Source organism: Actinomycetospora atypica (assembly GCF_042653685.1).
Taxonomy (GTDB): domain Bacteria; phylum Actinomycetota; class Actinomycetes; order Mycobacteriales; family Pseudonocardiaceae; genus Actinomycetospora; species Actinomycetospora atypica.
In genome coordinates this window covers 66,032-92,452 of the sequence record NZ_JBHSIV010000009.1, presented here as the reverse complement: position 1 = coordinate 92,452, position 26,421 = coordinate 66,032, and the positions used below count along the sequence as shown (strand labels likewise).

Sequence of the window (26,421 nt, the reverse complement as noted above, 5' to 3'; positions counted from 1 at the left end):
CACGCGGATGGTGCAAGCCGGGCGACGGTGAGTGCCCGGCTATCGTCGTCCCATCAGCACCACGACCGATCCGGCCCGCTCGGACCCCCGCGAGGGCCCGGGCGCGAGACGCCTGATCAGCTCCGCCGGCCTCGGGGTCGTGGTGTCGGGCCTGCTGGTCAACGTCTACCTCGCCGTCGTCGCCCGCGGCCTGACGCCGTCCGAGTACGCCACCTTCGGCGCGTTCTGGGCCCTGGCGCTCGTCCTCGGCTTCGGGCCGTTCCTGCCGCTGGAGCAGGAGCTGGCCCGCCGTCTGGCGATGCGGGAGTCCCGGCGACGCGTGCTGGTCGCGGGGGCCGGCACCGCGGGCATCCTCGGCGGGCTCGCCCTGGTGGTGCTGGCCGCGGCCTCACCCCTGGTCTGGAGCTCCCTCGACGGGCACCTCGGCGCCTTCGCGGCGCTCGTCGCGCTGTGCGTCGTCTCGGCCGGGCAGTTCCTGCTCCGCGGCGTGCTGATCGGCACCGACCGGCTCGTGCGCCACGGCGCCGTCATGGTCCTCGACGCCCTGCTGCGCCTCGGCTCGGCCGTGGTCCTGCTCGTCGTCGGCGCCGGCATGGCCGCCTGGTACTGCTGGGCGCTCGTCGCCGCGATCGCCGTCGCCCACCTGCCGCTGATCCCGGCGGCGTGGCGCGCGGCCGAGCGCCAGTTCCCCGTCCCCGGCGAGACCGTCCACTCCACCCGCACCCTGACCTCCTCGGCGATGCCGCTGCTCGTCGGGTCGGTGTGCGCGCAGCTGCTGCTCAACGGATTGCCGGTGGTGGTGGTCGCCCTCGCGAACGGGGGCGCCCAGGCCGCGGCCGGGGTGTTCGTCGCCGCGTTCACCATCGCGAAGGCCCCCTTGTCGATGGTGGTGCCGCTGCAGTCGGCCGTGGTGCCGACCCTGACGCGCCTGCTCGGAGCGGGCCGTCGTCGGGAGGTCGTCCGGTTGCTGGTCCGCGGCGCCGGGGGGCTCGTGGCCCTCGCCGTGGTCGGCGTCCCCCTCGCCTGGTGGATCGGGCCCCCGATCATCACGCTGATCTTCGGGGCCGAGTACCGCATCGACGGGGTCCAGCTCGCCGTGATCGTCGCGGGGGTGCTGGCGCACGTGGCGCTCGTGGTGGTCACGCAGGTCCACGTCGCCCGCAACCGGCACGTCGACGTGGCCCTGAGCTGGATGGCCGGCCTCGTGGTGGCGGGCCTGACGTTCTGGCTGGTGCCAGGCGTGGTGGTGGCGGGCGAGGTGGCCTTCGGGGTCGGGTCGCTCGTGGGCGCGCTGGTGAGCACGGCCCTGCTGACACGCCGATCCGGGAGGACCCCATGAGTTTCGAGCCCCGTCAGGGCGAGGCCGAGCACTACGACGAGGCCTACTACGACGCCAACGGGCAGGCCGGCGACCGGCCCGCCCTGCGCTACTACACCCGTCTCGTCGGCCGCTACACCGACGCCGGGCCCTATCTCGACTTCGGCTGCGGCACCGGCCACCTCGTGCGCCGGCTCTCGGCGCTCGGCCCGGCCTCGGGCTTCGAGCTCTCCGACTGGAGCGCCGAGGCGGCCCGCCGCAACGCGCCCGGCTGCACCATCACCACCCGCGTCGAGGACCTTCCCGACGACGGCTTCGGGGCCCTGACCGCGATCCACGTCCTCGAGCACCTCGACGACGAGACCGCCTCGTCCGTCCTGCGCACCTGGCGCCGCATCCTGCGCCCGGGCGGGCAGGCGTTCGTCGTCATGCCCGACCCGGCCGGCCGCGGCCGCGCCCTGGCCGGCGCCGACTGGATGGGCTTCGCCGACCCCACCCACATCAACCTCAAGACCCATGCCGAGTGGCGCGCGGTCCTGCTCGACCACGGGTTCACGGTCGAGCGCGAGGGCACCGACGGGCTCTGGAACGTCCCCTACTCGCGTCTGCCGAAGCTCGTGGACGCGGCGCGCTACGCGGTGCCCGCCCTCGCCCAGTTCCTGTCCGGGCGCATGGTGCTGCGCCCGGGAGCCGGGGAGTCGTCGATGTTCGTCCTGCGGTGCTCCTGACGGGTCGGGGCGCGAGCGAGGCCCCCACGAAGGCGTTCCGTGTCCCATCGGCTCGCGGGCAGGGCCGGGGCGTGGTGGCGGTCGATGTCGCCGCACTGATCGTGCTCTTCGTGGCCGCTGCGACGTGGAACCTGTGGTTCGCCGCCGGCGCCACCGCCCAGGGCGTGCTCGCGGGTGAGGAGATGTCGATAACCCAGCGCGACACGCTGGCGCTCTCCCTGCACTGGCAGCCCTCGATCTGGTCGACGAACGCCGGGTCGCAGTTGTTCTACCTGGTGGCGGGGCACATCACCCCGCACTACGACCTCTTCTACGCGCGCCCGGTCAAGGCGATCGCGATGGCACTCCTGCCCGTCCTTCTCTATCTGGTGGCTCGACGCCGCCTCCTGTGCTCGCCCGCCACCGCGTTGGTCGGAGCAGTGGTGGCGTCCGTGCTCCCGGGAACGACCACGGTGGCCTGGGTCGGCACCGAGAACGGTCTCGAGGCGCTGTGGGGGGTGGCCGCCCTGTTCGTGGCGACGTCTCCCCGACGGCTCTGGCCGGCAGGACTGGTCCTCGCGGCGATCGCGGTGTCGAACTACACGGCGGGTCTCGCCTGGGCCGCGGTCGTGGTGCTGGTGTGCCTGTGGCGGATCCGCTCGGTGTGGGACGCGTCCCTGGTACTGCTCGGGGGCGCGGTGGGCGCCGCCCTCGTGCTGAGTCCGCTCCTGTGGTGGGACAACGGCGGGATCGTCGTGACCGGCGGCGGCCGCGCCGGTGCGGACCTCGGGGACTGGCAGGTCCGGCTGGTCGAGGTCGGCCACCTGCTCGTCGACGACGGCGGCAGCTACTACTGGTTCTCCTCCCAGGCGATGCTGACCTCGCAGATCGTCGCGGGCGTGCTGGCCGTCGCGGCGGTCGTCGCCCTGCTCCGACGGTTCTGTGCCGCCTGGCCATGGTTCGCGGTCGCACTCGCCGCGGTCGGGCTCTACGTGGTGTCGAGCGGTGTGCCCGGGTCGCGGCGGATCGTCGCGGTCGCGGTCGTGGGTGGGCTGCTCCTGGCGCCGGCGCTCGACGAACTGGTCCGGGCGTTCTCGCGGTCCCGTCGGTTGCCCCGCTGGGTCCCGGTCGCGGTGGCGTCGATACTCGTCGTCGCCGCCGCGGTGACGATCATCGTGCCGGTGACGCAGGGCGGCATGCAGACCCGGGCAGAGCTCGCGAGCGGACAACGCCGGATCCCGACCGACTGGCCCTTCCCGGTCGATCGCGGCGGAACCCAGACGACGACGCTCGACCGCCTCGACGCGGGGCTGCGGGCAGGGACGTTGACCCCGGAGCAGGTCGGTGACGGATGGGGCGGGACCCGCACGCTCGCCGCGCTGATCACGCTGTCCGACCGCACGGGCCGCATCCCGCCCCTGACGTCCGACGAACTACTCGCGTACTACCGCACCACGGGCGACTGCCGTCTTCTCGACGGCCCGCCCACCTGTCGCTGAGCGGTTCAGGGGGTCCCGCCCGACACCACCCTGTTCTTGCGCTCCATGTCGTACCGATCGCTCGGATACGGGTTGTCGAACAGCATCAGGAAGACGTCGTCGTCGGTGTCGGGGAAGTCGCGGAACCGCGTCGGCAGCTCTGTCGTACGGGCCTCGCGGAGCGCATTCCCGACGATCCCACCGCTGTTGGTGCGCGCCTGGAAGTCGGCGAGGGCCGAGCGTCGAGTCTCGCCGTACCCGAGGAAGCCGTCCATGGGCTCCGTGATCCCGTTCTGCTGGACCGGCTGACGGATGCAGGGGAACAGGAACGAGTTCTCCCAGTTGACGCTGTAGACCCCGTCCCGCGCGAGGGCGGTGGTCATGGGAGCCCACCGCTGGGCCAGCGGTGCCGTGAAGGCGAGCCACCCGCCGACGTCCGACGTCGTGTCGGTGGCGACGACCCGTGCGAGGGTCGCGTCGACCGGTGGGTTGCCCGACCGGGTCATGTTGACCGCACGCCAGGCGGTGTCGTCGCTCTTCTCGTCGACACCGAGGCCACCGAGGCCCTCCACCGGGGAGTTCGGGCCCGGCGGCTGACGGCCGAACTCCAGGCGGAGCGAGTTGCCCTCCCCGATCCGGCCCGAGATGAGGGTCGTCAGGGCGATGTCCCGGGACGACCCGGCGGGCAGCCGGAACCACTTCGTCGCGAAGGTGCCGGTCCTGGCGTCGGGGGACCGGCCCTCCGACGGGGCGAGAAAGCTGCCCCAGACGGGCAGGTCTCGCGGTAGATCGGCCGGTGGAGGGCTCGTGCTCAGGAAGCCGTCGGGGACGAAGGCCTGGTCCTGTGCGTCGGGAGCGAACCCGGGGGCGAGTGGTGGGAGGGGCAGTCGCTGCGGAGTGAGCACGTCGATGGCCTGTTCGGCCCCGCACCGGGAGGCCGACGGATCGCGCCAGGAGTCGGCGGCGGCCGAGTACGAGTCCGCCGTGCGATCGGCGGCCAGGGCGAAGTCCGCGACGAACCGGGTGGTCGTCGTGAGCATGGCGGCGACGCAGAGCAACGGGATGGCCACCAGCAACGACCAGGGCCGCCAACCGCGCCAACGCCAGGAGGTCACCAGTGCCACGAGAACGGCGAGGAGGGCGAGGATCGCCGCCCAGTACTGGGGCTCGTCGAGGTAGAAGCCCTTGACCGAGGGGTAGTCGAGCCAGGACGGCTGGCCCAGCCCCCACATGAACGCCCAGCGGTTCCGGCCGTGGCCGGCCAGGGCGATGACGCCGATGGCAGCCACGGATGCGGCCAGGATCGCGGGGACGGGGACCCGGCCTTCGCGCGTGCGGACGGCGTCGCGCACCAGGCCGGGCCCCGCCACGAGGATGAGCGCGAGGAAGGCGGCGCCGACCCCGGCGATCGCCCCGAAGTGGTGGGACGGCTTGCTGGGCGTCGGCAGGAGCAGCGCGAAGGCCAGGATCGTCGTCCAGCCCGAGAGCATCAGACGCTGCGGGACCGGCAGGTCCCGCACCCGTGCGACGACCGCCGTCACGAGGAACCACACGATCGCCAGGAGGCACAGGAGGACGGCCGTGCGCTTGGCGTAGGCGCCGAAGCGGGTCGTCTCGTCGAGGAGGAAGGCGTAGCGCTGCCACTCGACGTACCAGGTCTGAGCCCGCTGGACAGGCGCGAAGATCTGTTGGGACCGGGCGAAGTCGCCGTACGTCCCGTCTGCGAATCCCGCGACCGCGCCGAGCGCGCCGGGGGCGAGGACGACGAGCCAACGGGGTGGGATCTCCCACCAGTGGGCCGACCGACGACGGATCGCCCGCCACGCCGTGGGGCTGGCCGCCAGGAGCGGAGCCAGGCAGATGAAGCCGGTCGGAGCGGTCATGAGGCCGATTCCCCCGACCCCGACGGCGGCGGCCAGCACGTCGAGGCGCTCCCGCTCGACGCCTTCGGCGACGAGCGCCAGCGCGACTGCCGCGAAGGCGGCGGTGAACGGCTCCGGGCGGGTGGTCACGTCGTAGGGGAGCCACCAGGAGAGGAAGGCCGCGGCGAGGACCCCTCGTGTCGCGAACGCGGCCAGGCGGTGCTCGATCCACGGGTGGGTCAGGCCCGGACAGCGGGCGACGAACACGCGGATCGCGGACCAGGTCACGAGTCCGAGGACCACGGAGGGAACCCGCATCGCGACAGGTGCCACCCCGACCTGCTGTTGCCACCAGGAGAGCAGGTAGTAGGGCCAGGAGAACGGCGTGAAGCCCTGGTTGTACAGCTGGAAGTAGTTCGGGACGTAGCCCGAGAACGGCACGTTCGCCGCCATCTGGCTGTAGTAGCCGTCATCGTCCGAGAGCGGGGTGAGGTAGAGCCAGGCGAGCAGGACGACCACCACGACGACATCGGTGACCCTCGGGCGCCAGGTTCCGAGCCGCAGCAGCAGCGAGGAGTCCACCCGGCGCCACCGGGGTGGCCCCCGCTCGGCGTCCGTGCTGCTCGCCTGGCGTCCCCGACGGCGGGCGAGATAGATCGACGACGTCGCCGCCAGCCCCCCGACGACCACCGCCAGGACCGCGGCGGTGATGAGTCCGTGCTTGAGCGGCGTCGGTGTGCTCGCGTAGCGGTCGTCGGCGGTGAGCCGGACCTCCAGGTCACTTGCGACCGCTCCCGGCAGGGCGTCCAGCGAGGTCATGAGCACGTCGACCTCGGGCAGGGCGCTGATCGGCTTCGGCGCCGGTTCCGAGTCGGGAGGCACGTTCCGGACCTCGTCGGGATCGGGGGTGCCGAGACGGGGGACGAGGGTCCCGAGTTCTCGTCCATCGCGGAACGCCCGGACCTCGTTCGCGTTGCCGCTGATCCCGTAGGAGCACTCGCCGGCCGGCAGAGGGTCGGCCGTGATGTCCCGTCCGCCGCTGCGGATGGTCACGACGTTCCCTCGTACCCGTACCGAGAGGGCCTTCTCGTCGAAGTCACTCGCGCCGGGCGACATCGTCCCGAGGACGAGGCCTTCCGGTGTGGCGGCGGCGGCACGAGCCGCACGACAGCTGAAGCGGACGTCGAGCGACTCCGGCTGATAGGCCGTGAGCATCAGCATCGTCGATTCCGGCCGCTGGACGTCGAGGGGCCAACGGATCTCCGGTGCGTTCTGGACGACCGGTGCGAACGGCAGCATCACCCCACACACGATCGCGACGAGGGCGGACGCCACAGCGACCACACGAGCGACGAGGAGACCGTCGAGCCCCCAGTCATCCGGTCCCCAGCGGTCCGGACGGTCGTCGTCGGGGGTGAAGGCGTCCGGCCGCTCCTTGAGCTCCACCGTCCTCGAGGTGGACGGCCGGGCCGTGAGTCGGAGGGGAGCGAGTCGGCGCAGCAGGGCGACCGGGTTCGCGGTCGGTCCGGGGCGTTCCGACACGGTGGGCGCGTCGACACCCTGATCGGTGCCTTCGGCCACGTCCGAGCTCCCGTCCTCGATCACCTGATGCGGGGGGAGACGCTAACAACCGACCAGGACGGGCCGAGGTGAAGCCGTGCTGAACGCCGCCTCGACCGCATGCCCACCGCCTCCCGTGACTCCCTCGTGCCACGATCACGCGTCCTGGACGGAGGATCGACGTGTCGCGTCCGTCGATGCCCTGCACGCACTTCTCTCGTGATGGTTCAGTGATCGGCGGGTCGGGTGCGGACGGATTCGGGGGCCATGTCAAGCTGCGGTATGACCACCGGGGGGACGGTCGTCCGCAGTTCGGTGACCCACGCTCAGCAGCCGTCCAAGGGACAGCGCTGGGTCGACGACCCTCGTCTGGTCCGACATCTACCGACCTTTCTCGCTGTCCTCGTCTTCCTGGGATGTTTCGTCCGGATCAGGCAGCGGTGGTTCATCCAGGGAATGAGTGGTTTCGGCTACGACACCTGGGTCGTTCAGTCGACCATCGACGGCACGGCCATCGCGCCGAACCAGTACCGGCCGTTGATGCCGTGGGTCGATCACCTCGTGTCCATGGGGACCGGCCTGCCCCTACCCACGGCGATTCTGGGGGCCGATTTCGCCCTGCTCGTGGTGACAGTCGTCCTGTTGTACCGACTGTCCTGTCAATTAGGTGCCCCGGCCCTACTTCTCGCCGCTGCGGGGTCTTGGGCGTACTGGGTCGCGAAGCTGGACCACTGGCATCCGGAGGTCATGCTCCTCACCGTGATCGTGGCCGCGGCAACAACGTGTCTACTCAACGAGAGGCCGAACGCAGCGGCGTTGTTCGCGCTCGGTGTGTTGGCTTGCGGTGCTCGAACTGATTATGCGGCGGGGCTGGGACTGGTCCTCATCGCCGTCGGGGTTCACCGACGTCGCCGCCCGTTGATGCTCGTAGGGCTTGGAGTCGGTGGGTCGGCGGTCGTCAGCACGGTGCTTCTCGCTCAGGTGTTCTACCCGCAAGCCGCCTACCGGACAGCGGTCGTGCAGTTGCCCTTCAACCTCACGAGCGGGTCATGGGCGATGGTGCTGCTCTTCTATGGTGCACTGCTGGTGACACCGGTCCTGCTCGCTGCCCGACGTCGTGGCCTGCCTCCGATGTCCTTCGCGCTCGCGTGGTTCAGCCTGCAGTTCGCCGCCACCTTCGTGGTGGGCCGAGTGGAGGAGTCGCGCATCTTCATGCCGTTCGCCCCGGTCCTCGCCGTGGCCGCGGTGATGGCTTGGCGTGAGCTGCAGAGCGGCCAGCCTCCAGGTCCGTCGTCGTCCGCCCACCTGATGCCTGCCCACGCCGGCGAGGGTCTCGAGCCGATCGCCCGTCCTCGGGGCGACGACGGTCGATCGCTGCAGCCCGTGACCGGCGCGGTTCCGGCGGGCGCTACCGTGGTTCTGCATCGAGAAACGGGCTGAATCGGACTCACGTCGAGCTGGCGGGTTCCGGAAACCGCCCGCCGCACGAGCAGGGGAGGCGCGACCATCGTTCGCACGGAGACGCCTGCCGAGAACGACCTGGTCATCGTCCTGACCTACTACGCGCCGTACGTCTCGGGCCTGACCAACGTCGCGCGGGACGTCGCCGAGGGGCTGGCGGCCCGCGGCTGGCGCGTGTGCGTCGTCGCGAGCAAGCACGAGCCGTCCCTGCCGAACGACGAGGTCATCAACGGCGTGCGGGTGGTCCGGGCCCCGGTGCTCGCGAAGGTCGGCAAGGGCACGATCGGGATCAACCTGACCCGCCTGGCCCTGCGCGAGATGCGCCGCTCGCGGGTCGCCAACCTGCACCTCCCGCTGATCGAGGCCAGTCTGCTCACCCGGTTCGCCCCGATCCCGGTCGTCTCGACCTACCACTGCGACGTCAGCCTCCCGCCCGGTCTGGTCAACGCCGCGCAGCGCGAGATGGTCGACCGCGCGAGCAAGGGCGGTCTCCGCCGCTCGGCGTCGACCGTGGTGACGAGCGAGGACTACGCCCGGGAGAGCCGGTTGTGGCTGCAGATCGCCCCGCACATGGTCGCGATCCCGCCGCCCTGCCTCCCCGTGCCCGAGGCGTCCCCGACCTACCGCCGCGGCGACGGCTTCCACGTCGGCTTCCTCGGCCGTCTGGTCGAGGAGAAGGGCGTGGAGCACCTCGTCGACGCCTTCCTCGCCCTCGACGACCCGGACGCGCGCCTGCTCATCGGCGGTGACCACAGCCGCATCGCCGGGGGCAGCGTGGTCGACCGCGTGCGGGCCCACGCCGGCGACGACCCGCGCATCGAGCTCCTCGGCTTCGTGCCCGACGACCGCCTCGGCGAGTTCTACGCCTCGATCGACGCCTTCGCCCTGCCGTCGATCAACGCCTTCGAGGCGTTCGGCATCGTCCAGGTGGTCGGGATGCTCGCCGGCGTCCCCGCGCTGGTGAGCGACCTCCCCGGCGTGCGGCTCCCGGTCGAGCGCACGGGTTTCGGGCGGATCGTGCCCCCCGGCGACGTCCCCGCCCTGCGCGACGGGCTGGCCGCCCTCCGCGACACCCCGCCCGACCCGGCCGCCGGCCGTGCGGCGGCCGCCGCCAGCTTCAGCGTCGAGTCCGTGCTCGACGCCTACGAGGCGGTCTTCACCAAGGCCGCCGGCTGACCGACACCCTGATGGAGAACCCCTCGTGACCACCGAGCGCGACATCGACGACGTCTCCCGCACCTGGACCAAGCTGGGCAGCGAGGACCCGATGTGGGCGGTGCTCACGGACAAGGGCAAGGACAAGAACCGCTGGACCCCCGAGGAGTTCCTCGCCACGGGAGTCACCGAGATCGACGCGCTGACGAAGCGCCTCGGCGAGCTCGGCCTGGACGTCGGCCGTGGGCGTGCGGTCGACTTCGGCTGCGGCGCCGGCCGGCTGAGCCACGGACTCGCCCAGGCCGGCTTCGCCGAGGTCCTCGGCTGCGACATCTCCCCGACGATGCTCGCGAAGGCCCGGGAGATCGTGCCCGACCCGGCGTGCCGCTTTCTGCAGGTCGCGGGCACCGACCTGGCCGCGGTCGAGACCGACTCGGTCGACCTCGTCTACACCTGCCGCGTCCTGCAGCACATGCCGCCGGCCCTCGCCCACGGCTACATCAGGGAGTTCTGGCGCATCGCACGGCCCGGCGCGGTGGTCGTCTTCCAGATGCCGACCCAGCCGTCCGCGTCCCTCGCCGGCCGCGTCCTGGCGGCGCTGCCGGTGTCGGTGGCCCGGATGCTCCGGCGCGGCATGGAGATGCACGGGACGCCCGAGGCCGAGGTGCACCGCCTCGTCGAGTCGCTGGGTGCCCGCGTCGTGGCCGCCGACCCCGACACCAGTGCCGGCCCCCGCTGGGACAGCCGTCTCTACGTGACGACCTCGGCCTGACCCGACGCCGGCCGGCCCGACCGGGTCAGGGCCGGACGACCGCGTCCGGCCCCACCGGCTCGGAGAAGGTCGTGTTGGGTGGGACCTGCCACCCGGGCACGATCGCCGACCCGCGCTCGACGGTGAACCGACCGGTCGGCAGCGGGTTCCGCAGCATGTAGACCTGGATTCCGGTGGTGCCGGGCGAGTCCGCGAAGCGGGCCGAGAGCTGGGTGACCGCGGAGTTCCGGTAGCTCTGGACGAACAGGCCGCCGCGCTCGGGGAGGAAGGCGCTGTCGCGCACCCCGGACAGCGGCTCCCCGCCCCAGGTGACCACGGTGGAGACTGGCTCGTTCAGACCGTCGGCCGCGACGGGGCCCCGCAGGCACGGGAACAGGAAGGCGATCGGCCAGCCGACCGCCGTGGCCGAGCCGGCGGGGACGACGTCGCGCAGGGGCACCCACTGCTGCGCCACCGGCGCGGTGACCGCCGTCCACGCCCCGACCCCGTCCGCGGTGTCCTCGACGACGATGCGCACCGCGGAGGCGTCGGACGGCGGGGACAGCGTGACCGAGCGCCACTCCCGCGCGTCCACGACGTCGCCGTCGCGGCCCGCACCGAGGCCGGCGACCTCGACGGTGCCCGAGGGGACGGCGTACTCCGCCCGGACGTCGTTGCCGTCGCCGGTGCGCCCGGCGAGGTAGAGCGCGACCGTCTCCCCGGCGGCCGAGGGCGGCAGCGCGAACGAGGGCGTGGTGAGGGTTCCGGAGCCGGCTCCGTCGGCCGGGTCGGCGCCGTCCGGGCCGGGCCGGTGGCTGCCCCAGACCGGGACCCCTGCGACGGGCGGGGGGCTCGAGGGCGACCAGGTGCCGCCGCCGCCGAAGGCGTCCCCGGTCGCCGCGGTGGTCCCGGCGAGCTGCGGCAGGGTGCGGGCGGTCCGGGGGTCGAGCACCTGGACGGCCCGGGCGGCACCGCAGTCCCGGGCGAGGGGGTCGCGGAGGGCATCGGCGCCGGGCGAGTAGGTCCCCGAGGTGCGCACCGCCGCGAGCCCGAAGCTCCCGAGCAGGTAGGTGAGCATGACGAGTACCGCGACGCCGGCGACGACGGGGACGGCGACCAGGGGCGCCGCGCCCCCGAGCTCAGTCCGCCGCCGACGGGCGAGAACCACGACGACGGCGGTCACCACGGCGCCGCCGAGCAGCCACCACAGCGGCTGGCCGAAGCGGATCAGCGAGACCTGGGGCGGCTCGCTGGGGTGGGGCATGCCGAGCATCCAGGAGTAGGCCCAGGTGTTGGCCCCGTTCATCGCCAGGGCCACGACGACCGCGACGGCGACGAGCGCGCCCACCCCGACCGGCCAGCGGGGCGGCCGACCGGCGCCGGACCGGACCAGGCCGGGCCCGAGGACGAGCACGCCGGCCAGGACCACCGCGCTGATCCCGGCGAGCGCCCCGAAGTGGTGGGTCCACTTGCTCGGCGTCATCCAGAGCAGGAGGAACCCGAGCGTGGTCGTCGTGCCGGCGAGGCGCAGGCGGGACGGCCATCCGTCGCGACCCCTCGTCAGGAACAGCAGGAAGCCGACCAGCGCGAGGAGGGTGAGCAGGACCGGCAGCCGCTTGGCGTAGTTGCCCATGGGGGCGGTGTCGCTGAGCAGGTAGTTCCACCGCACGATCTCGGTCGACCAGGTCTCCGGGTACTGCAGGCCCCGGAAGATCTGCTGGGCCCGCGCGAAGTCGCGCAGCGAGCCGTCGGCGAAGGCCAGCAGGGCGACCACGCCGCCGGCGGCGACGACGCCCACGAGGGCGACCAGGGCGACGCGCCGCCCCCGGCCGCGCAGCACGCGCCAGCAGGCGGGCGCCGAGGCGAGCAGCGGGGCGAGCGCCACGAAGCCCGTGGTCCCGGCGGTGAAGCCGACGCCGGCGGCGAGGACGGCCAGGCCCATCGGGAGCACCCGGTCGCGTTCCACGGCGACGGTGAGGGCGAGGGCGCTCGCCATCACGCCGGCGGCGACCACGGCCTCCGGGCGGACCCCCATGTCGTAGGGGAGCCACCAGCCGAGGAACGCCACGGCGAGACCGACGAGCAGCGCCCGCGACACGCCCGGGCCGGTCGTCAGCGGCCGCGTGAACGCCCGGACCAGCACCCAGGTCAGGAGCCCGAGGGCGAGCGCCGGCAGCCGCAGGACCACGGGGCTCGTCCCGGCGACCCCCTGCCACCAGGAGAGGGCGTAGTAGATCCAGGTGTACGGCGTGAAGGACTGGTCGTAGAGCTGGTAGTAGTTCCCGACGAAGCCCGAGTACGGCACGTTGGCCGCCATGGCCGAGTAGTAGCCGTCGTCGTCGGTGGTCGGCGCGATGAACAGCCACACGATCATCACCAGCGGCACGACCGCGTCCACCACGGCCGGGCGGGGCCACGGGCCCCGCGGGCCGGCCCGCGGCCCGGCCGCTCCCCGGTCCAGGAGCCCCAGCCCGACGAGCGCGCCGATCACGGCCAGCACCAGGACGACGAGGACGACCACCTTGAGCGGGGTCGGCGAGGTCGCGAACTCGTCGTCGGGGACGACCCGCACCTGCAGGCCCGGCGCCGAGGTCAGGGAGCTCACCAGGGCGTCGACGTCGGGCAGCGAGGGCCCGGGCAGCCGCCCGACCTCGGCGCCGTCGGCGGTCATCGCGATGCCGGACAGGTCACCGCGGATCGCGATGTCGCAGCGAGAGACGGGACCGTCGGAGAGGGTCTCTCCGCGCGTGGTCACCTGCAGCCGGTCCCCCCGGACCGCCGCGACGAGTCCGGCGCGCTGCGCGTCGGGGAAGTCCGGGCGCACCGTCGCGACGACGACGCCGTCCGGAGTGGCGGCGGCGGCCCGGACGTCGGCGCAGCCGAAGCGCACGTCGAGCTCGAGGGGCCGCTGCGCCGTCAGCGCCAGCGTCGTCGACTCGGGTGCCCCGGGGACCTGCGGCCAGGACACCACCGGGCGGTCGACCGACACCGGGAGGAGCGGGAGCAGGACCGCGCACACGATCGCGACCAGACCCGACAGCGCGGTGAGGACGACCGGCCCCGAGCGTCCCGGGGAGTGCTCGCCCCCCGCGTGCGTCAGGTCGGACCGGGCCGTCCCTCCGGCTGTGTCCTGCGAGGTCGAGGTCACCCGGCGAGCTCCATCGGTCCTGGGTAGGGCGCCGGGCGAAGGTAGCAATGCGGGGGCGATCGGCTGGGAGGAGGTCGTCGTCACACGGCGCGCCCGCTCGTGTGGGTGACGTCGTCCGACGGTGCGCGGGTTCGTAGGGTGCGCGTCGTCGCGAAGGGAGCGTGCGCCATCAGCGGAGCAGCGGTGAGCCGGCGGTCGACCGCCCCGGGGTCGGCCCTGGGTGGCCTGGTCGTCGCCGTCGCCACCTGCGTCGTGCTCCTCGCGGCCGTCGGCCGTCTGCGCATCCCGTTCCCCACGTACGCCGCGTCCGCCGTCGCGGCGACCCTCGGTGCGGTGGTCGTGGCCGCGCTCGTGTGGTTGGCGGCCTCCGGGAGGGCCGCGGGCACGCTCGGGACCCTGGCCGTCCCCGGCCTGCTCGCCGCCCTCCCCACCCTCTGGCTCGGGCTGCTCCTGCAGGGCACGCGGTACTACCTCGGCGGCATCTCGATCGACCAGAGCTTCCGCGTCCAGGCCCTCGCCCGCTTCGCGTCCACTCCTGCGCTGGTGGACATGAACTACCTCGATCTGCCCTCGTACTACCCGGCCGCCTGGTTCTGGCTCGGCGGACGAGGGGCCGACCTGGCGGGCATCCCGGCCTGGGCGTTCTACAAGCCCTGGTCGATCCTGACACTGGCCGTCGCCGGCTGGGTCGCGCTCGTCGCCTGGCGTCTCGTGGTCTCCCCGGCCCGGGCGGTCCTCGTCGCGACGGCCACCGTGGTGGTCGGTCTCGGGGTGTCCTCGGCAGAGCCCTACGCCTGGTTGCTGGCCGCCCCGATGCCCGCGGTGGCGGTGATCGTCTGGCGTGCGGTCCGCGCCGAGGAGTCCCGACGACGGCTCGCGGCCCTCGTGGGGACCGGGGTGTTCCTCGGGGTCGCCGCGATGACGTACTCGCTGCACGCGGGCTTCTTCGGCGTGTTCGTCGTGCTGGCGGCGCTCGTACCCACGCGCGGCCACCGGCTCGGCGTCCTGCTGCCCCGCTCCGGGCGGGCGGGCGTCGTCGTCGGGATCGGACTGGTCCTGGCCCTCGTCGTCTGGACGCCCTACGTGCTCGCGGTGCTCGGCGGCGCGCCGACGCGGAGCTACGCCCAGCGCTACCTGCCCTCCGACGGGGCCTTCTGGTCCCTGCCGATGCTGCAGCCGACGTCGCTCGGGGCCCTCTGCCTCGTCGGGCTGATCGGGATCGTCCTCGGCTGGACCACCCACGCCCGCCTCGCCCGGCCCCTCGGGATGCTCACCCTGCTCGTCCTCGGCTGGTACGCGCTCACCGTCCCGCTGCTCCTGGTCGGCCAGACGAGCCTCGCGTTCCGGCTCGCCCCGGTGATCGAGCTCGTGCTGGTGTGCGCCGGGGTGCTCACGGCGGTGGAGGTCGTGCAGGCTGTGCGGCCGCGATGGCCGGCGGTCCGGGCCCTGGGCGGGGTGCTCGCGGCCCTCGTGTTCCTGGCGAACACCCAGGGGGCGATCTCACCCGACTCCGGGCCCGTCGCCGAGGCGTACAGCGACCCGTACCCGACCGGACCGGCCGCGGCAGGTCTCGACCGCAGCCGCATCGACGCCTGGACCCCGGAGCTCGTGGGGACGGTCCGCGACCTGACCCCGCAGCCGCCGGACCGGCTGGTCGTCCTCGGGGGGCCGACGCAGTTCTTCGTCAACGAGCCGTTCCACGGGTTCCAGCAGTCGACGCCGCACTACTCGAACCCGCTCGCGCAGTACGAGGCCCGCAACGACGCGATCCGGTCCTGGGCCGCTGCGCGCGACGCGGGCGACCTCGTGCGACGGCTCGACTCGTCGCCGTGGCCCGCGCCGGAGGTGTTCGTGCTCCTGCGGCAGCCGAACGGGTCGGGGACCACGCGGATCGTCGAGGACGCCTTCCCCGTGACCCCGAACGTCGCGTTCAGCGACGCGACCTTCCCGGCGAGGCTCTTCGCCTCCCCGGCCTTCGCGGTCCGCGACGTCGGGCCGTACCTGGTGGCGGTCCGCCGCTAGGGGCCACGTCCCGTCAGCGGTCGACCCCGAAGAGGCGACGCCAGTTCTCGGCGCTCGTCAGGCCCGGGGCCGCCGCGCGCCACCGACCGGCGGCGTCCTCCCCCTCGCGGACCAGACGGAGCAGCACCTTCGCGCCGTCGCGGCCCAGGCACTTCAGCCGCTCGGGGTTGCGCTGCCGGACCCGCACACCGGCCTGACCGGCGTCGGTGACGGCCACGCGGTCGAAGAGCGCCACGTGCCACCAGTGCGCCTCGCCGGCGCCGACGAGCCCCTCGTGGAACGGCACCCGCCCGGTCACCTGCTGCACGACGCGCTTCGCCCAGACGGCCTTCATCCGGGTCGGCTTCCCGCCGGCGCGGACCACGGGCATCTGCGCGGTCCCGAGCTCGGGGGCCGCCGAGACCGGGTGCATGACGGTCTCGGGGTACGACGACCGCTCGGCCCGGATGCGCGCGGTGGCGCCCACCCCGCCGTCGTCGAGGACCTCGGGACCGGTGAGGAAGTCCTCCACGGCCCGAATCAGGGTCGCGGCGAGGCCGTAGTTCATCGACAGCAGGTAGCGGGCGAGCAGGTTCCCGAGCGTCCCGGCGATATGGCGGACGGGGAAGCCGCTGTGCAGCGCCGAGGTGATCATGGCGTTGCGCAGGTTGAAGTAGCGGTGCCAGTCGTCCCAGTCCTTCCACGGGAAGTCGGCGTGCCACAGCCCGGCCCCCGGCAGGGTCACGGTCGGGAACCCGTGGGCCCGCCCGCGGTAGGAGTACTCGACGTCGTCCCACTGGAAGAACAGCGGCAGCGGGTAGCCCATCACCCGGGTGACCTCGATCGGGATGAGGCACGACCACCAGCCCGTGTAGCCGGCGTCGACCCGGCGGTCCTGGACGTTCTTCGTGCCGTCGGGGAGGTAGGACGTCACGTCCGACTCCCCGACCGCACCCGCGGCGACATGGCCGTTGGTCAGGTCCTCGAGCACGGCGTACTCGGCGCCGGCGAGCACCTGCGTGGGGTGGAGCAGGTTGAGCATCTGCGCGCCGACGATCGTCGGGTGGGCGGTGTACTGCGCGAAGGCCGCCATCCGGACGACGACTTCGGGCTCGCAGCGCACGTCGTCGTCCATGAACAGCGCGTCGGTGGGCTCGCCGCCGGCCTTCGTGACGACCTCGTGCAGGCCGCGGGTGAACCCGCCCGACCCGCCGAGGTTCGGTTGGCGCAGGTAGCGCAGCTGCGCGCCCATCGCCTTTGAGACGTCGGCGAACGCGGGGCGGGTCTCGACTGCGTCGGTGCCCTGGTCGACGACGATCACCTCGTCGACGACGCGGAGCGCCTCCCGGTCGTCGGCGAGGGCGCCCAGCGTCGCGGCGCAGTCGTCGGCGCGGTTGTGGGTGCACATGACGATGTTCGTCCGTCGCCGGGTGGTCGGTGCCTCGACGGTCCAGCGAGCGTCGTGCAGCAGGAGCTCGGCGTCGTCGGTGACGATCTCGATCCACAGGCCCCCGCCGTCGAGGAAGCGGTCGAGCCGGGCCTCGAGGCGCACGTCCTCGGTCCGGGCGTCGTGCACCGCGACGGTGCGCGGGACCCCGTTGGTGTCCGACGCGCGCAGCATGACCCGTCCGGTCCCGCTGATGCGGCCCTCGAACCGGACCGAGGTCGCGGTGGTCCAGCGCTGCCAGTACGACGCCGGGAACCGGCCGAAGTACGTGTTCGTGCTGACCCGGCCGTGGGCGCCCACGCGGACGTGGCGACGGCGGCGCTCGGCGTGCCCGGCCACCACCTCGACGTACATCTCGTCGGGGATGTCGGCGCTCGGCCCGGTGAAGAGGCCCCGCTGCACGAGGAAGCGACCGGGCGCGGCGGAGGTCCCCGCCGGCGCACCCGCCGCTGACTGCACGTCCGTCACAAGCACGATCCTTCCCCGATGGTGCTCCGAGGGTAGGAGACGGAGCCCCGAGGCGGACCGGCGCGTCAGGAGTGTCGTGCTGCCTCGAGACCGACCCGGGCCGCCGGGACCTCGGTCGGACCCGTGCCGGTCACGACCACCACCACCTGCTCGTTGTCGTGCGTGAAGGCCTCGTAGACGAACTCGAGGTCGTGCGCCGCCACGTGCTCGCGCCACGCGCGGTGCTCGCCGTCCTGCCAGCCGGGGTGGTTGAGGTACTCGTCGAACACGATCACCGATCCCGGCCGCAGCCGCGGTCCGACGAGCTCGAGCACGGTCGCCGTCGAGGAGTAGAGGTCGGCGTCGAGGTGGAGCAGGTCGACCGGGCTCGGGTGCGCGTCGAGGAAGCCCGGCAGCGTGTCGGAGAACCACCCGACGACGAGGTCGGCCCCGACGACCTCCGGGAGCTCCTCCACCGCGAACGTCCCGGCCCGGAAGCCTGCGCGCCAGTCCTCCGGCAGGCCCTCGAAGGAGTCGAAGCCGAAGACGCCCGTCCCGCCGCGGGCCGCCGCGATCTGGCGCAGGGTGGTCCCGCTGTAGACCCCGAACTCGAGGGCCATGCCACCGGTCGGCGCGAGGGCCAGCGCGTGCGCGAGCGTCTCGGGGGGCGTCGGGAACGTGCGGGCACCGGGCATCGACTCGCGGACGAACTTCGCGCTCGTGGCTACCGCCTCGCGCTCCCCGGCGGCGAGCATGTCGCGACGGTCGCGGACCTCGCGGTCGTGCAGCGTCGCGCGGAGCCCCTCGACCTGCCCGCCCAGCCCGTCGAGCCGGTCGGAGAACTCGCGGCGCAGGTCGTCGGTGTGGCGGGCCACCACCGGTTCCACGGCGTCCCGCACCAGGTCGGCGAGGCGCACCCGGAGGGCGTGGCGCAGCCGGCGGGACCCCGAGAGACGCTCCATCCCGGGATCACACCCCGCGTGGCCGTTCCCGTCGAGGCGGGCTGCGACGGCCGGTCGGGACCGTGCGCCGGAGCGCTCACCGATCGACGAGGGCCGCCAGACGAGGCCCGACGACGGGGGCGAGCGACGAGCTGAACGTGGCCGTGAGGTGGTTGTCGTCGAGGTACACCGTCACGTTCCCGACCTCCGGGTCGCACGTCCGAGGACCGCAGATCCGGTCGGCGAGATCGAGGTAGGACACCGTCGGCGGCAGGGCCACCCGCGAGATCGGCGGAGCGGGCCCGTAGAGCTCGGCCCGGGGCACGTCGCACTCCGGGGCGCCGCGGCGGTAGTTGTCCACACAGCTCGACGGGGCATAGCCGTAGCGCGGGTTGTCGCGCACGGCGAGGATCGGGATGTCGGCGCCGGCCAGGATCTGCCAGGCCTCGACCATGCCCGGCCCGGTGGCCTCGGTGGGACCGGGGCGCACGCCGTGACTCGCCTGGACAACCACGGCGGACGGCCTCGTACGCATGATCTCGTCGATGGCGGCGCGGTTCCACTCGATGCACTCGACCTCGCCGACGTTCGACTCCGAGGTCGTGGAGAACGGGCAGCCCGGACGGATCAGCGTGTCGACCCGCCACCCCCGCTGCCGCGCGACCGGTGCGAGGGCGGGGAGGAACTGCTGCATGTGCGAGTCGCCGACGACCACCACGGTGGGGGCGTCGGGCCGGGTCGGCGCCACCCAGGTGCACCGCTCGAGCCGCGGCGCCGCCGCCGGCCGGGCGCAGTCGTCCTCGTAGTGCACCCAGTCCTCGTAGGCGGAGACGGCGGGTGGGATGGGCGCGGGCGACGGGGCGCCGTGGTAGACGAACCCGGGGGTGAGGGCGGCCGCACCCGGGTGGTCGAGGTCGCCGGGTACGCCGGAGGGCTCGGCGCGGACGGTCGTCACGGCGTGCCAGCCCAGCGTGACCAGCAGGACCCCGCAGACCGCGATCGCGCCCGACCGGTAGCCGGCCCCGCGCCAGCGCCGGGCGCGGGCCATCGGCTGGTCGACGAGCCGGTCGGTGAGGGCCGCCAGGACGAGGGACACGGCGACCACCAGCAGGCCGCCGAGCATCCCGGCCGTCTCGCGGTGCGTGGCCAACAGTGCGAGCAGCAGCACCGGCCAGTGCCACAGGTAGAGCGGGAAGCTGATGCGGCCGAGGTACTGCATCGGGCGCGAGGAGAGCCAGTGGTCCGCCCCGAGGACCGTCCCCGTGCGCTCGGCGGCGAGGACGAGGCAGGCGGCGAGCACGGGCCAGAGGGCGTAGTAGCCGGGGAAGCCGCCCTCGACGTCGAGGACGATCCCGCAGACCGCGAGCGCCACCACCCCCGTCCAGCCGGCGGCGACCCGGACTCCGGTCGGCAGGGCGACCCGCGTCATGAGCAGTCCGAGCAGGCCGCCCAGGGCGAACTCCCAGACCCTCGTCAGGGAGTGGAAGTAGGCCAGCGTCTGGTCGACCGCGGTGAGGTGGACCGAGTAGGCGAGGGAGGCGGCGGAGACGACGGCCAGGGCCACCAGGACGACGCGCCGGGGGCCGACCCGCAGCCGGCGCGCGAGGAGTGCGAGACCCCCGACGAACAGCGGGAAGACGAGGTAGAACTGGCCCTGGATCGACAGCGACCACAGGTGCTGCACGATGCTCGCCGTGTTGTGGGCGGCGTAGTAGTCGACCGAGTCGGCGGCCAGCCGCCAGTTCTCGACGAAGAACGCGGAGGCCGTGACCTCGCGGATCGTCTGGGGCCAGCGGCTCTCGGGCACGATCAGCCAGCCGCCGACGATGCAGCCCAGCAGCACCACGGCCGTCGTCGGGACGAGGCGCCGCAGCATCCGGCCCCAGGTCCCCAGCACGTCGACCGCGCCGCGCTCGGCCGCGCGGACGAGCTGGCCCGCGAACAGGAAGCCGGTGATCACGAAGAAGACGTCCACGCCGCCGGACACCCGGTCCGACCACACGTGGTAGATCACGACGAGCCCGCAGGCCAGGGCCCGGAGACCCTGGAGCTCGGGCCGGAAGCGCGTCGGGTCCTGCCGGCTCGTGGTCGCGGGCGCGGCGGTCCGCGTCAGCGGAGCCGTGGCGGGAGCGATCACGGACACCGCCTCCCGCCGGTCGGTGGACGCGACGCAGAGTGTCGGAGAAACGCCGCCGTCGCCGGTCCTGTCTCCCGAGCATCATGACCGTCACGCGCGGTGCCGGCCGCGCCACCCCCGGTCGACCTGCCGTTCACTTGAACCCGACGATCTCCCCTGATGGGATGCGGCCCATGCTGGAGGCGCACCGGGTCTCGTCGTTGAGGTCCCGCTGGGAGGTCCGCGAGGACGGCGCGCCCCTGCTCGTCCTCGAGGCGAAGGGCTGGCGCTCGTCGGTGCGCTACACGCTCGACGGCGTGGCCTACGAGGTGCAGTCCACGTGGACGGGCACCACGTACACGCTGCTCGGCGGCGACGGCTCCGAGATCGCGCGGGCCGAGCGGATCGGCCGCAAGCACTGGAGCATCACGACCGGCGACGAGGAGCTGCACTTCCGCCGCCGCTCGATCTTCAAGGCCGACCAGGAGTGGATCGCCGAGCCCGGGAGCAGCGAGCCGCGGGGCACCATCCGCCGCACCGGGACCTGGCGCGGCGACGCCGAGGCCGACCTCCCCGGGATGCCGACCCCGGTCGCCGTGTTCACCCTCGCCGTCGTCCTGCTCATGTGGGAACAGGCTGCCGCCGCCGCCGCGGCGACCTGACCGGGCGCGGCACCACCGCCGCCATCGCGGTCCACCCCACCGCGAGCACCACCATCGTCAGGACCCCGACGGGGTAGTAGATGTGGCTCGTCAGGAACGAGTACGCCCCGCCCACCACGAGCACCGTCCCGACGACGGCCGCGGCCCGCCCCGGCCCGGGCGTCACCAGGATCGCGGTGACGCCGCCGATGACGGCGGTCGCGAGGTAGGCGTAGACCCCCGGCACCACCAGCTGGTCCGCGATGCCGAACAGCGAGGCCACCCACGGACCGGGGCCCATGGTCATCGTCTGGTGCCCGCCGCCGATGCCGGCCAGGACGTCGAGCGCGGTGTAGAAGCACGCGTAGACGAGGCCGAGGACGATCACCAGCCCCTCGAGCAGCAGCCCCCGCCCGCGCACCACCACCCACGGGCCGAGCGCGAGCAGCGGGAAGGCGACCAGCCCGATCACGTGCAGGTCGCGCCACCAGGGCGCCGACTCGGGAGTGAGCACCAGCGGGTGCGTGAGCCCGACCGCCGCGAGCAGCAGCGGGGGCAGCGCGGCGGCGGCCAGGGCGGCCGGACGAGGCATCGTCTTGGAACCTTTCTCGCCGTGACCGCGCCGTGATCACCCGGTCGTGTACTCCATATGGACTAATACCGGGGCCGCTGCGAGCGAAGGGGGGAGTGACGGTCACGCAGTGAGGGGACGTAATGACGGGCAGTGACAGGAAGATCGGTCGGGCGGGCCATCGTCCCAGAGCGGCGTTCGTAGCCGCGGTGGGTGCGCTCGCGCTGCTGTTCGGCGTGCTCGGCGCGGGCCTCTCGGCCGGCTCGGCGGAGGCGGCGGTCGTCACGGGCCGCGTCACCAACACCGCCGGCGGCTGCCTGGAGAACGCCAACAACGTCGCGGCCGCCAACAACCCGCTGTGGCTGAACAACTGCGGGACCGCCGCCGGGCAGCAGTGGTCGCGCTACGCCGACGGCACCCTGCGGGTGCAGGGCCTGTGCGCCGACACCGCGGGCGGGGCGACCGCCTCCGGCACCCGCGTGGTGCTCGCCGCGTGCACGACGTCGACCTCGCAGAAGTGGAACTTCTACGTCGCCGGCTACGTGCAGAACCAGAAGTCGAGCCTCTGCCTCGCGCCGCTGAACAACCGCATCGTCGCGAAGGGCGTCATGACGATCGTCGCCTGCGCGAACGTCGCCGCCCACAAGTGGGGCGTCCCGGCGCTCTCCACCCCGCCGACCACCACCACGCCGCCGGTGCCCACCACGACCACCACGCCGCCGACGACCACGACGAAGCCGCCGACCACCACCACGGTCCCGCCGACCACCACGACGAAGCCGCCGACCACCACCACGCCGAGCCTGCCGGGCCAGACCACCCAGGTGTGGGACTCGAACTTCACGTCCTCGGGCTTCGGCCGCTTCGACGACACGCCCTGGAACAACGTGGGCGCGAGCGCCCCGGTGCTCGTCAGCTCGCCCGTCACCGCCGGCGCGAAGGCCGCGCGGTTCACCATGCCCGGCGGCGGCACGCGCACCGAGATCGTCCCGACGACCGCGTCGTTCACCGAGGGCCAGGACCGCTACTTCCGCTTCTCCTTCTACCTGCCGACGAACTTCCCCACCCAGGTGACGAGCTGGCAGCTGCTCACCCAGTGGAAGAACGACGGCACCGGGTCGCCGCCGCTGGAGCTCACCGTCGGCAACGGCAACCTCAACCTCTCGGGCGGCTACGGCCACCCGGCGGGCCCGCGGACCTTCTCCAAGGCCTTCGCCCCGGCGACCACCGGGCAGCGCGTCGACCTGGTCATCCACGTGCTCTTCTCGCGTGACCCGAATAAGGGCGTCGTGGACATCTGGCGCAACGGCACCCAGGTGCTCGCGGGCTACAAGCCGGCCGGCGGGACGCTCTACCCGACGTCCGCGTCGGGCACCGCGACGACGAGCTCCTACTGGAAGATGGGGCTCTACCGCGACTCGGCGATCACCCAGGCCGCCCAGTACACGATCGAGAGCGCAAAGATCGGCAACACCTACGCGCAGGTCGCGAACTGAGGTGCTGCGGCCGGTCGGGTGACCGTCCCGACCGGCCGCCTCGCATCCTCCGTCACTGCTGCCACCGTTCGGGGCAGTACGAATCGGTAACGACCGTCGTGATCCACACGACCCCTCACTCGTGGTCATCGTTCGAGGGGGAGCTGTGGATCGGTCGGTCGTGCGGAGGATAGGGGCGGTGCTCGCCGCCCTGGCGGTGCTCGCCGGCGTGTTCGGGGCGGGGGCGGGGGCGGGGGAGGCGTCCGCGGCGACCGTCACGGGCCGGATCTCCAACCTCGGCGGCGGCTGCCTCGAGAACTCGAACAACGCGACCACGGTGAACAACCCGCAGTGGCTCAACGCCTGCGGCACCAACGTCGGGCAGCAGTTCTCGCGCTGGGCCGACGGGACGCTCCGGGTGCAGGGCCGTTGTCTCGACACCCTGGGCGGCGCGACGACCGCCGGCACGCGCGTCGTCCTGGTGGTCTGCTCCACCACCTCGGTGTCGCAGAAGTGGTCGGCCTACACCACCGGCTTCGTGCAGAACCAGAAGTCGAAGACCTGCCTGGCGCCGCAGAACAACAAGATCGCCGCCAAGGTCGTCATCACCATCGCCGTGTGTGCCAACGTCAACGCGCAGAAGTGGACGCTGCCAGCGCTCTCCACGCCGGACACGACCACGCCGCCGGTCACGACGACGACCGTCCCGCCCGTGACGACGACCGTCCCGCCGGCCACGACCACCGTTCCCCCGGTCACGACGACGACGGTCCCGCCGGTCACGACGACGGTGCCTCCGGTGACCACCACGGTGCCGCCCGAGACCACGACCGTGCCTCCGGTGACCACCACCGACCCGCCCGTCACGACGACGACCGTCCCGCCCGTGACGACGACGGTCCCGCCGGTCACCACGACCACCGCGCCGCCGACCACCACGACGGTCCCGGTGCCCACGCCGCCGCAGACCACGCAGTCCTGGGACGCGAACTTCACGTCCTCGGGCTTTGGCCGCTTCGACGACACCCCCTGGAACAACGTGGGCGCGAGCGCCCCGGTGATCGTCGATTCCCCGGTGACCTCGGGGGCGAAGGCCGCGAGGTTCACGATGCCCGGTGGCGGCACCAGGTCCGAGATCGTGCCGACCACCGCGTCGTTCACCGAGGGGCAGGACCGCTGGTTCCGGTTCTCCTTCTACCTGCCGGCCGGCTTCCCGACGCAGGTGAACACCTGGCAGGTGATCACCCAGTGGAAGAACGACGGCACCGGCTCGCCGCCCCTGGAGATCACCGTCCGCGACGGCAACCTCAACCTCTCGGGCGGCTACGGCCACCCGGCCGGGTCGAAGCTCTTCGGTCAGGCGCTCGGCCCGGCGACCACGGGCCAGCGGATCGACCTGATCGTCCACGTGCTGTTCTCACGCGACCCGAACAAGGGCGTGGTGGACATCTGGCGCAACGGCAGCCAGGTGCTCGCGGGCTACAAGCCGGCCGGCGGGACGCTCTACCCCACCGACAAGAAGGCGACGGCCTCGGTCTCGTCGTACTGGAAGATGGGCATCTACCGCGACTCGGCGATCACGCTGCCCGCGACCTACACGATCGAGGGCGCGAAGGTCGGGAACACCCGGACGCAGGTGCAGTAGCCCCGGCAGGGGCCGCTCAGGAGGCCGGCAGCTTCTGCAGCGCCTCGCCGAGCGAGCGCTCCGCGTCGTCGGCCAGCCCGTTGAGCGAGGGCACGAGGAGCGGGGTGGCGAGCTTCGCGGCGCCGTGGAAGGTGAAGGTCGCGGTGTAGCTCACCGTGGTACCGCCGCCGTCGGCCCCGGTGAACGTCATCTCGTCCTCGCTGGTCACCGTCTTGTTCCGCCCGACGATGCGGATGCGGGTGGGCTCGTCGGCCTCGAGCGTGTAGGTCAGCGTGGTCTGCTTCCCGCGGAACTCCGAGACGTTCGTCCACTGCTTGCCGATGGCCACCGGCGTCGTGGCGTCGACCGGCTCGCAGGCGACGGTGCCGGCGTCCCACTCCGGGGCGTTGCCGAAGTCGCGCAGGTACGCCCGGACGACGTCCAAGGGGGCGGGGGTGGAGACGGTCCGGGTCACGGTCGGCATGCCGCACGGTTACCCCACGGGATCGACGACTACCGTGAGGTGCATGAACGAGCCTGACCTGGTCGTCGTCGGCTCCGGTTTCTTCGGCCTCACGATCGCCGAACGAGCCGCCACCGAACTGGACAAGCGTGTGCTCGTCGTCGAGCGCCGCTCGCACCTGGGCGGCAACGCGTACTCCGAGCCCGACCCCGAGACCGGGATCGAGGTGCACCGCTACGGCGCGCACCTGTTCCACACCTCGAACGAGCGGGTGTGGTCCTACGTCAACCGGTTCACCGAGTTCACCGGCTACCAGCACCGCGTGTTCACGATCTTCCGCGGACGCGTCTACCCGATGCCCGTGAACCTGGCGACGATCTGCGAGTTCGCCGGGAAGGCGATGACGCCCGACGAGGCCCGCGCCTGGGTCGCGGAGCACGCCGCCGAGATCGACGTGAACGACGCGCAGAACTTCGAGGAGAAGGGCGTCGCGCTCGTCGGCCGCCCCCTCTACGAGGCGTTCTTCGAGGGCTACACCGCCAAGCAGTGGCAGACCGACCCGAAGAACCTGCCGGCCTCGATCGTGAGCCGCCTGCCGGTGCGCTACACCTTCGACAACCGGTACTTCAACGACACGTACGAGGGCCTGCCGGTGAACGGCTACACGGCCTGGCTCGAGCGGATGGCCGACCACCCGAACATCGAGGTGCGCCTCGACACCGACTGGTTCGACCTGCGCGACCAGCTGCGCGACGACGTCCCCACGGTCTACACCGGCGCGCTCGACCGCTACTTCGACTTCTGCGAGGGCGAGCTCGGCTGGCGGACGCTCGACTTCGTCCCCGAGGTCGTCACCACCACCGGCGACTTCCAGGGCACCCCGGTCATGAACTACGCCGACCGCGACGTGCCCTACACGCGCATCCACGAGTTCCGGCACTTCCACCCGGAGCGGAAGAACTACCCGACCGACCGGACGGTGATCGTGCGGGAGTACTCGCGCTTCGCCGAGTCGGGCGACGAGCCGTACTACCCGATCAACACCCCTGAGGACCGCACCAAGCTGGAGCGCTACCGCGAGCTCGCGCGCAAGGAGGCGAGCCGCAACATCCTGTTCGGCGGGCGGCTCGGCACCTACAAGTACCTCGACATGCACATGGCGATCGGCTCGGCGCTGACGATGTTCGACAACCGCATCGCCCCCTGGTTCACCGACGGGGTCTCCTTCGACGGCGCGGATCCCCTCGAGGGCTGA

The 26,421-nt window shown here is 72.7% G+C and carries 18 protein-coding genes; 11 read left to right on the top strand and 7 right to left on the bottom strand.

The features are described 5' to 3' along the window. The first annotated feature begins 31 nt into the window (after positions 1–31). The 3 genes from ACFPBZ_RS10910 to ACFPBZ_RS10900 all read left to right on the top strand — a co-directional run bounded on the left by ACFPBZ_RS10910 (position 32) and on the right by ACFPBZ_RS10900 (position 3,524). On the top strand, positions 32–1,339 hold the full coding sequence (locus tag ACFPBZ_RS10910) for a lipopolysaccharide biosynthesis protein (protein WP_378036067.1): 1,308 nt from the start codon (positions 32–34) through the stop codon (positions 1,337–1,339). Next, a complete protein-coding gene (locus ACFPBZ_RS10905) occupies positions 1,336–2,046 on the top strand; it encodes a class I SAM-dependent methyltransferase (protein WP_378036066.1) in 711 nt (236 codons plus the stop codon). The genes ACFPBZ_RS10910 and ACFPBZ_RS10905 overlap by 4 nt, the downstream gene beginning before the upstream one ends. A 110-nt stretch (positions 2,047–2,156) precedes the next feature. Then, positions 2,157–3,524, top strand: coding sequence for a glycosyltransferase family protein (locus ACFPBZ_RS10900; RefSeq protein WP_378036065.1), 1,368 nt, complete (start codon positions 2,157–2,159; stop codon positions 3,522–3,524). A gap of 5 nt (positions 3,525–3,529) precedes the next feature. Here ACFPBZ_RS10900 and ACFPBZ_RS10895 read toward each other — a convergent pair whose 3' ends face one another. Continuing rightward, positions 3,530–6,664: an arabinosyltransferase domain-containing protein gene (locus tag ACFPBZ_RS10895; protein ID WP_378036166.1), complete on the bottom strand. Its 3,135-nt coding sequence runs from the start codon at positions 6,662–6,664 to the stop codon at positions 3,530–3,532. A 543-nt stretch (positions 6,665–7,207) separates the two neighbouring features. On the opposite strand from ACFPBZ_RS10895, the gene ACFPBZ_RS10890 reads away from it, so the two are divergent. Genes ACFPBZ_RS10890 through ACFPBZ_RS10880 form a run of 3 tightly spaced genes read left to right on the top strand, consistent with a single transcriptional unit; the run spans position 7,208 to position 10,313 of the window. Then, positions 7,208–8,365, top strand: a complete 1,158-nt coding sequence (locus ACFPBZ_RS10890; RefSeq protein ID WP_378036064.1) for a glycosyltransferase family protein — start codon at positions 7,208–7,210, stop codon at positions 8,363–8,365. Next, positions 8,366–9,562, top strand: a complete 1,197-nt coding sequence (locus tag ACFPBZ_RS10885) for a glycosyltransferase family 4 protein (RefSeq protein WP_378036165.1) — start codon at positions 8,366–8,368, stop codon at positions 9,560–9,562. It abuts the gene before it with no gap. 25 nt (positions 9,563–9,587) lie between these two features. Beyond that, entirely contained in the window at positions 9,588–10,313 is a 726-nt protein-coding gene (locus ACFPBZ_RS10880) for a class I SAM-dependent methyltransferase (RefSeq protein WP_378036063.1), read from the top strand. Positions 10,314–10,338: 25 nt separating this feature from the next. Here ACFPBZ_RS10880 and ACFPBZ_RS10875 read toward each other — a convergent pair whose 3' ends face one another. Further along, positions 10,339–13,440, bottom strand: coding sequence for an arabinosyltransferase domain-containing protein (locus ACFPBZ_RS10875; RefSeq protein WP_378036062.1), 3,102 nt, complete (start codon positions 13,438–13,440; stop codon positions 10,339–10,341). A 183-nt stretch (positions 13,441–13,623) separates the two neighbouring features. Here ACFPBZ_RS10875 and ACFPBZ_RS10870 point away from each other — a divergent pair, with 183 nt between their 5' ends. Beyond that, on the top strand, positions 13,624–15,462 hold the full coding sequence (locus ACFPBZ_RS10870; RefSeq protein ID WP_378036061.1) for an arabinofuranosyltransferase: 1,839 nt from the start codon (positions 13,624–13,626) through the stop codon (positions 15,460–15,462). 13 nt (positions 15,463–15,475) lie between these two features. Here ACFPBZ_RS10870 and ACFPBZ_RS10865 read toward each other — a convergent pair whose 3' ends face one another. The 3 genes from ACFPBZ_RS10865 to ACFPBZ_RS10855 form a co-directional block, all read right to left on the bottom strand. Further along, positions 15,476–17,356 carry a glycosyltransferase gene (locus ACFPBZ_RS10865; protein WP_378036060.1) on the bottom strand — a complete coding sequence of 627 codons (1,881 nt, stop codon included), beginning with the start codon at positions 17,354–17,356 and terminating at the stop codon, positions 15,476–15,478. Between the two features lie 65 nt (positions 17,357–17,421). After that, positions 17,422–18,297 carry a class I SAM-dependent methyltransferase gene (locus tag ACFPBZ_RS10860; RefSeq protein ID WP_378036059.1) on the bottom strand — a complete coding sequence of 292 codons (876 nt, stop codon included), beginning with the start codon at positions 18,295–18,297 and terminating at the stop codon, positions 17,422–17,424. 76 nt (positions 18,298–18,373) lie between these two features. Beyond that, positions 18,374–20,413: an acyltransferase family protein gene (locus ACFPBZ_RS10855; RefSeq protein WP_378036058.1), complete on the bottom strand. Its 2,040-nt coding sequence runs from the start codon at positions 20,411–20,413 to the stop codon at positions 18,374–18,376. A gap of 164 nt (positions 20,414–20,577) precedes the next feature. Here ACFPBZ_RS10855 and ACFPBZ_RS10850 point away from each other — a divergent pair, with 164 nt between their 5' ends. Then, positions 20,578–21,054, top strand: coding sequence for a hypothetical protein (locus ACFPBZ_RS10850; protein WP_378036057.1), 477 nt, complete (start codon positions 20,578–20,580; stop codon positions 21,052–21,054). Here ACFPBZ_RS10850 and ACFPBZ_RS10845 read toward each other — a convergent pair. Further along, positions 21,014–21,625 carry a hypothetical protein gene (locus ACFPBZ_RS10845; protein WP_378036056.1) on the bottom strand — a complete coding sequence of 204 codons (612 nt, stop codon included), beginning with the start codon at positions 21,623–21,625 and terminating at the stop codon, positions 21,014–21,016. The genes ACFPBZ_RS10850 and ACFPBZ_RS10845 overlap by 41 nt on opposite strands. 188 nt (positions 21,626–21,813) lie before the next feature. Here ACFPBZ_RS10845 and ACFPBZ_RS10840 point away from each other — a divergent pair, with 188 nt between their 5' ends. Next, a complete protein-coding gene (locus ACFPBZ_RS10840) occupies positions 21,814–23,100 on the top strand; it encodes a heparin lyase I family protein (RefSeq protein WP_378036055.1) in 1,287 nt (428 codons plus the stop codon). Between the two features lie 178 nt (positions 23,101–23,278). Beyond that, positions 23,279–24,724 (top strand): heparin lyase I family protein, encoded by a 1,446-nt coding sequence (locus ACFPBZ_RS10835; protein ID WP_378036054.1) that lies wholly within the window; start codon positions 23,279–23,281, stop codon positions 24,722–24,724. Positions 24,725–24,740: 16 nt separating this feature from the next. Here the strand turns inward: ACFPBZ_RS10835 and ACFPBZ_RS10830 are convergent, their stop codons facing one another. Then, on the bottom strand, positions 24,741–25,187 hold the full coding sequence (locus tag ACFPBZ_RS10830; RefSeq protein WP_378036053.1) for an SRPBCC family protein: 447 nt from the start codon (positions 25,185–25,187) through the stop codon (positions 24,741–24,743). A gap of 43 nt (positions 25,188–25,230) precedes the next feature. On the opposite strand from ACFPBZ_RS10830, the gene glf reads away from it, so the two are divergent. Then, on the top strand, positions 25,231–26,421 hold the full coding sequence (glf, locus tag ACFPBZ_RS10825; RefSeq protein ID WP_378036052.1) for a UDP-galactopyranose mutase: 1,191 nt from the start codon (positions 25,231–25,233) through the stop codon (positions 26,419–26,421).

Bases quoted from the DNA above. Each gene is read 5' to 3' on its own strand.
- ACFPBZ_RS10850 (WP_378036057.1), top strand. From the start codon at position 20,578: ATGCGGCCCATGCTGGAGGCGCACCGGGTCTCGTCGTTGAGGTCCCGC.
- ACFPBZ_RS10845 (WP_378036056.1), bottom strand. From the start codon at position 21,625: ATGCCTCGTCCGGCCGCCCTGGCCGCCGCCGCGCTGCCCCCGCTGCTG.
- ACFPBZ_RS10830 (WP_378036053.1), bottom strand. From the start codon at position 25,187: ATGCCGACCGTGACCCGGACCGTCTCCACCCCCGCCCCCTTGGACGTC.
- glf (WP_378036052.1), top strand. From the start codon at position 25,231: ATGAACGAGCCTGACCTGGTCGTCGTCGGCTCCGGTTTCTTCGGCCTC.
- ACFPBZ_RS10860 (WP_378036059.1), bottom strand. From the start codon at position 18,297: ATGGAGCGTCTCTCGGGGTCCCGCCGGCTGCGCCACGCCCTCCGGGTG.
- ACFPBZ_RS10895 (WP_378036166.1), bottom strand. From the start codon at position 6,664: ATGCTGCCGTTCGCACCGGTCGTCCAGAACGCACCGGAGATCCGTTGG.
- ACFPBZ_RS10890 (WP_378036064.1), top strand. From the start codon at position 7,208: ATGACCACCGGGGGGACGGTCGTCCGCAGTTCGGTGACCCACGCTCAG.
- ACFPBZ_RS10905 (WP_378036066.1), top strand. From the start codon at position 1,336: ATGAGTTTCGAGCCCCGTCAGGGCGAGGCCGAGCACTACGACGAGGCC.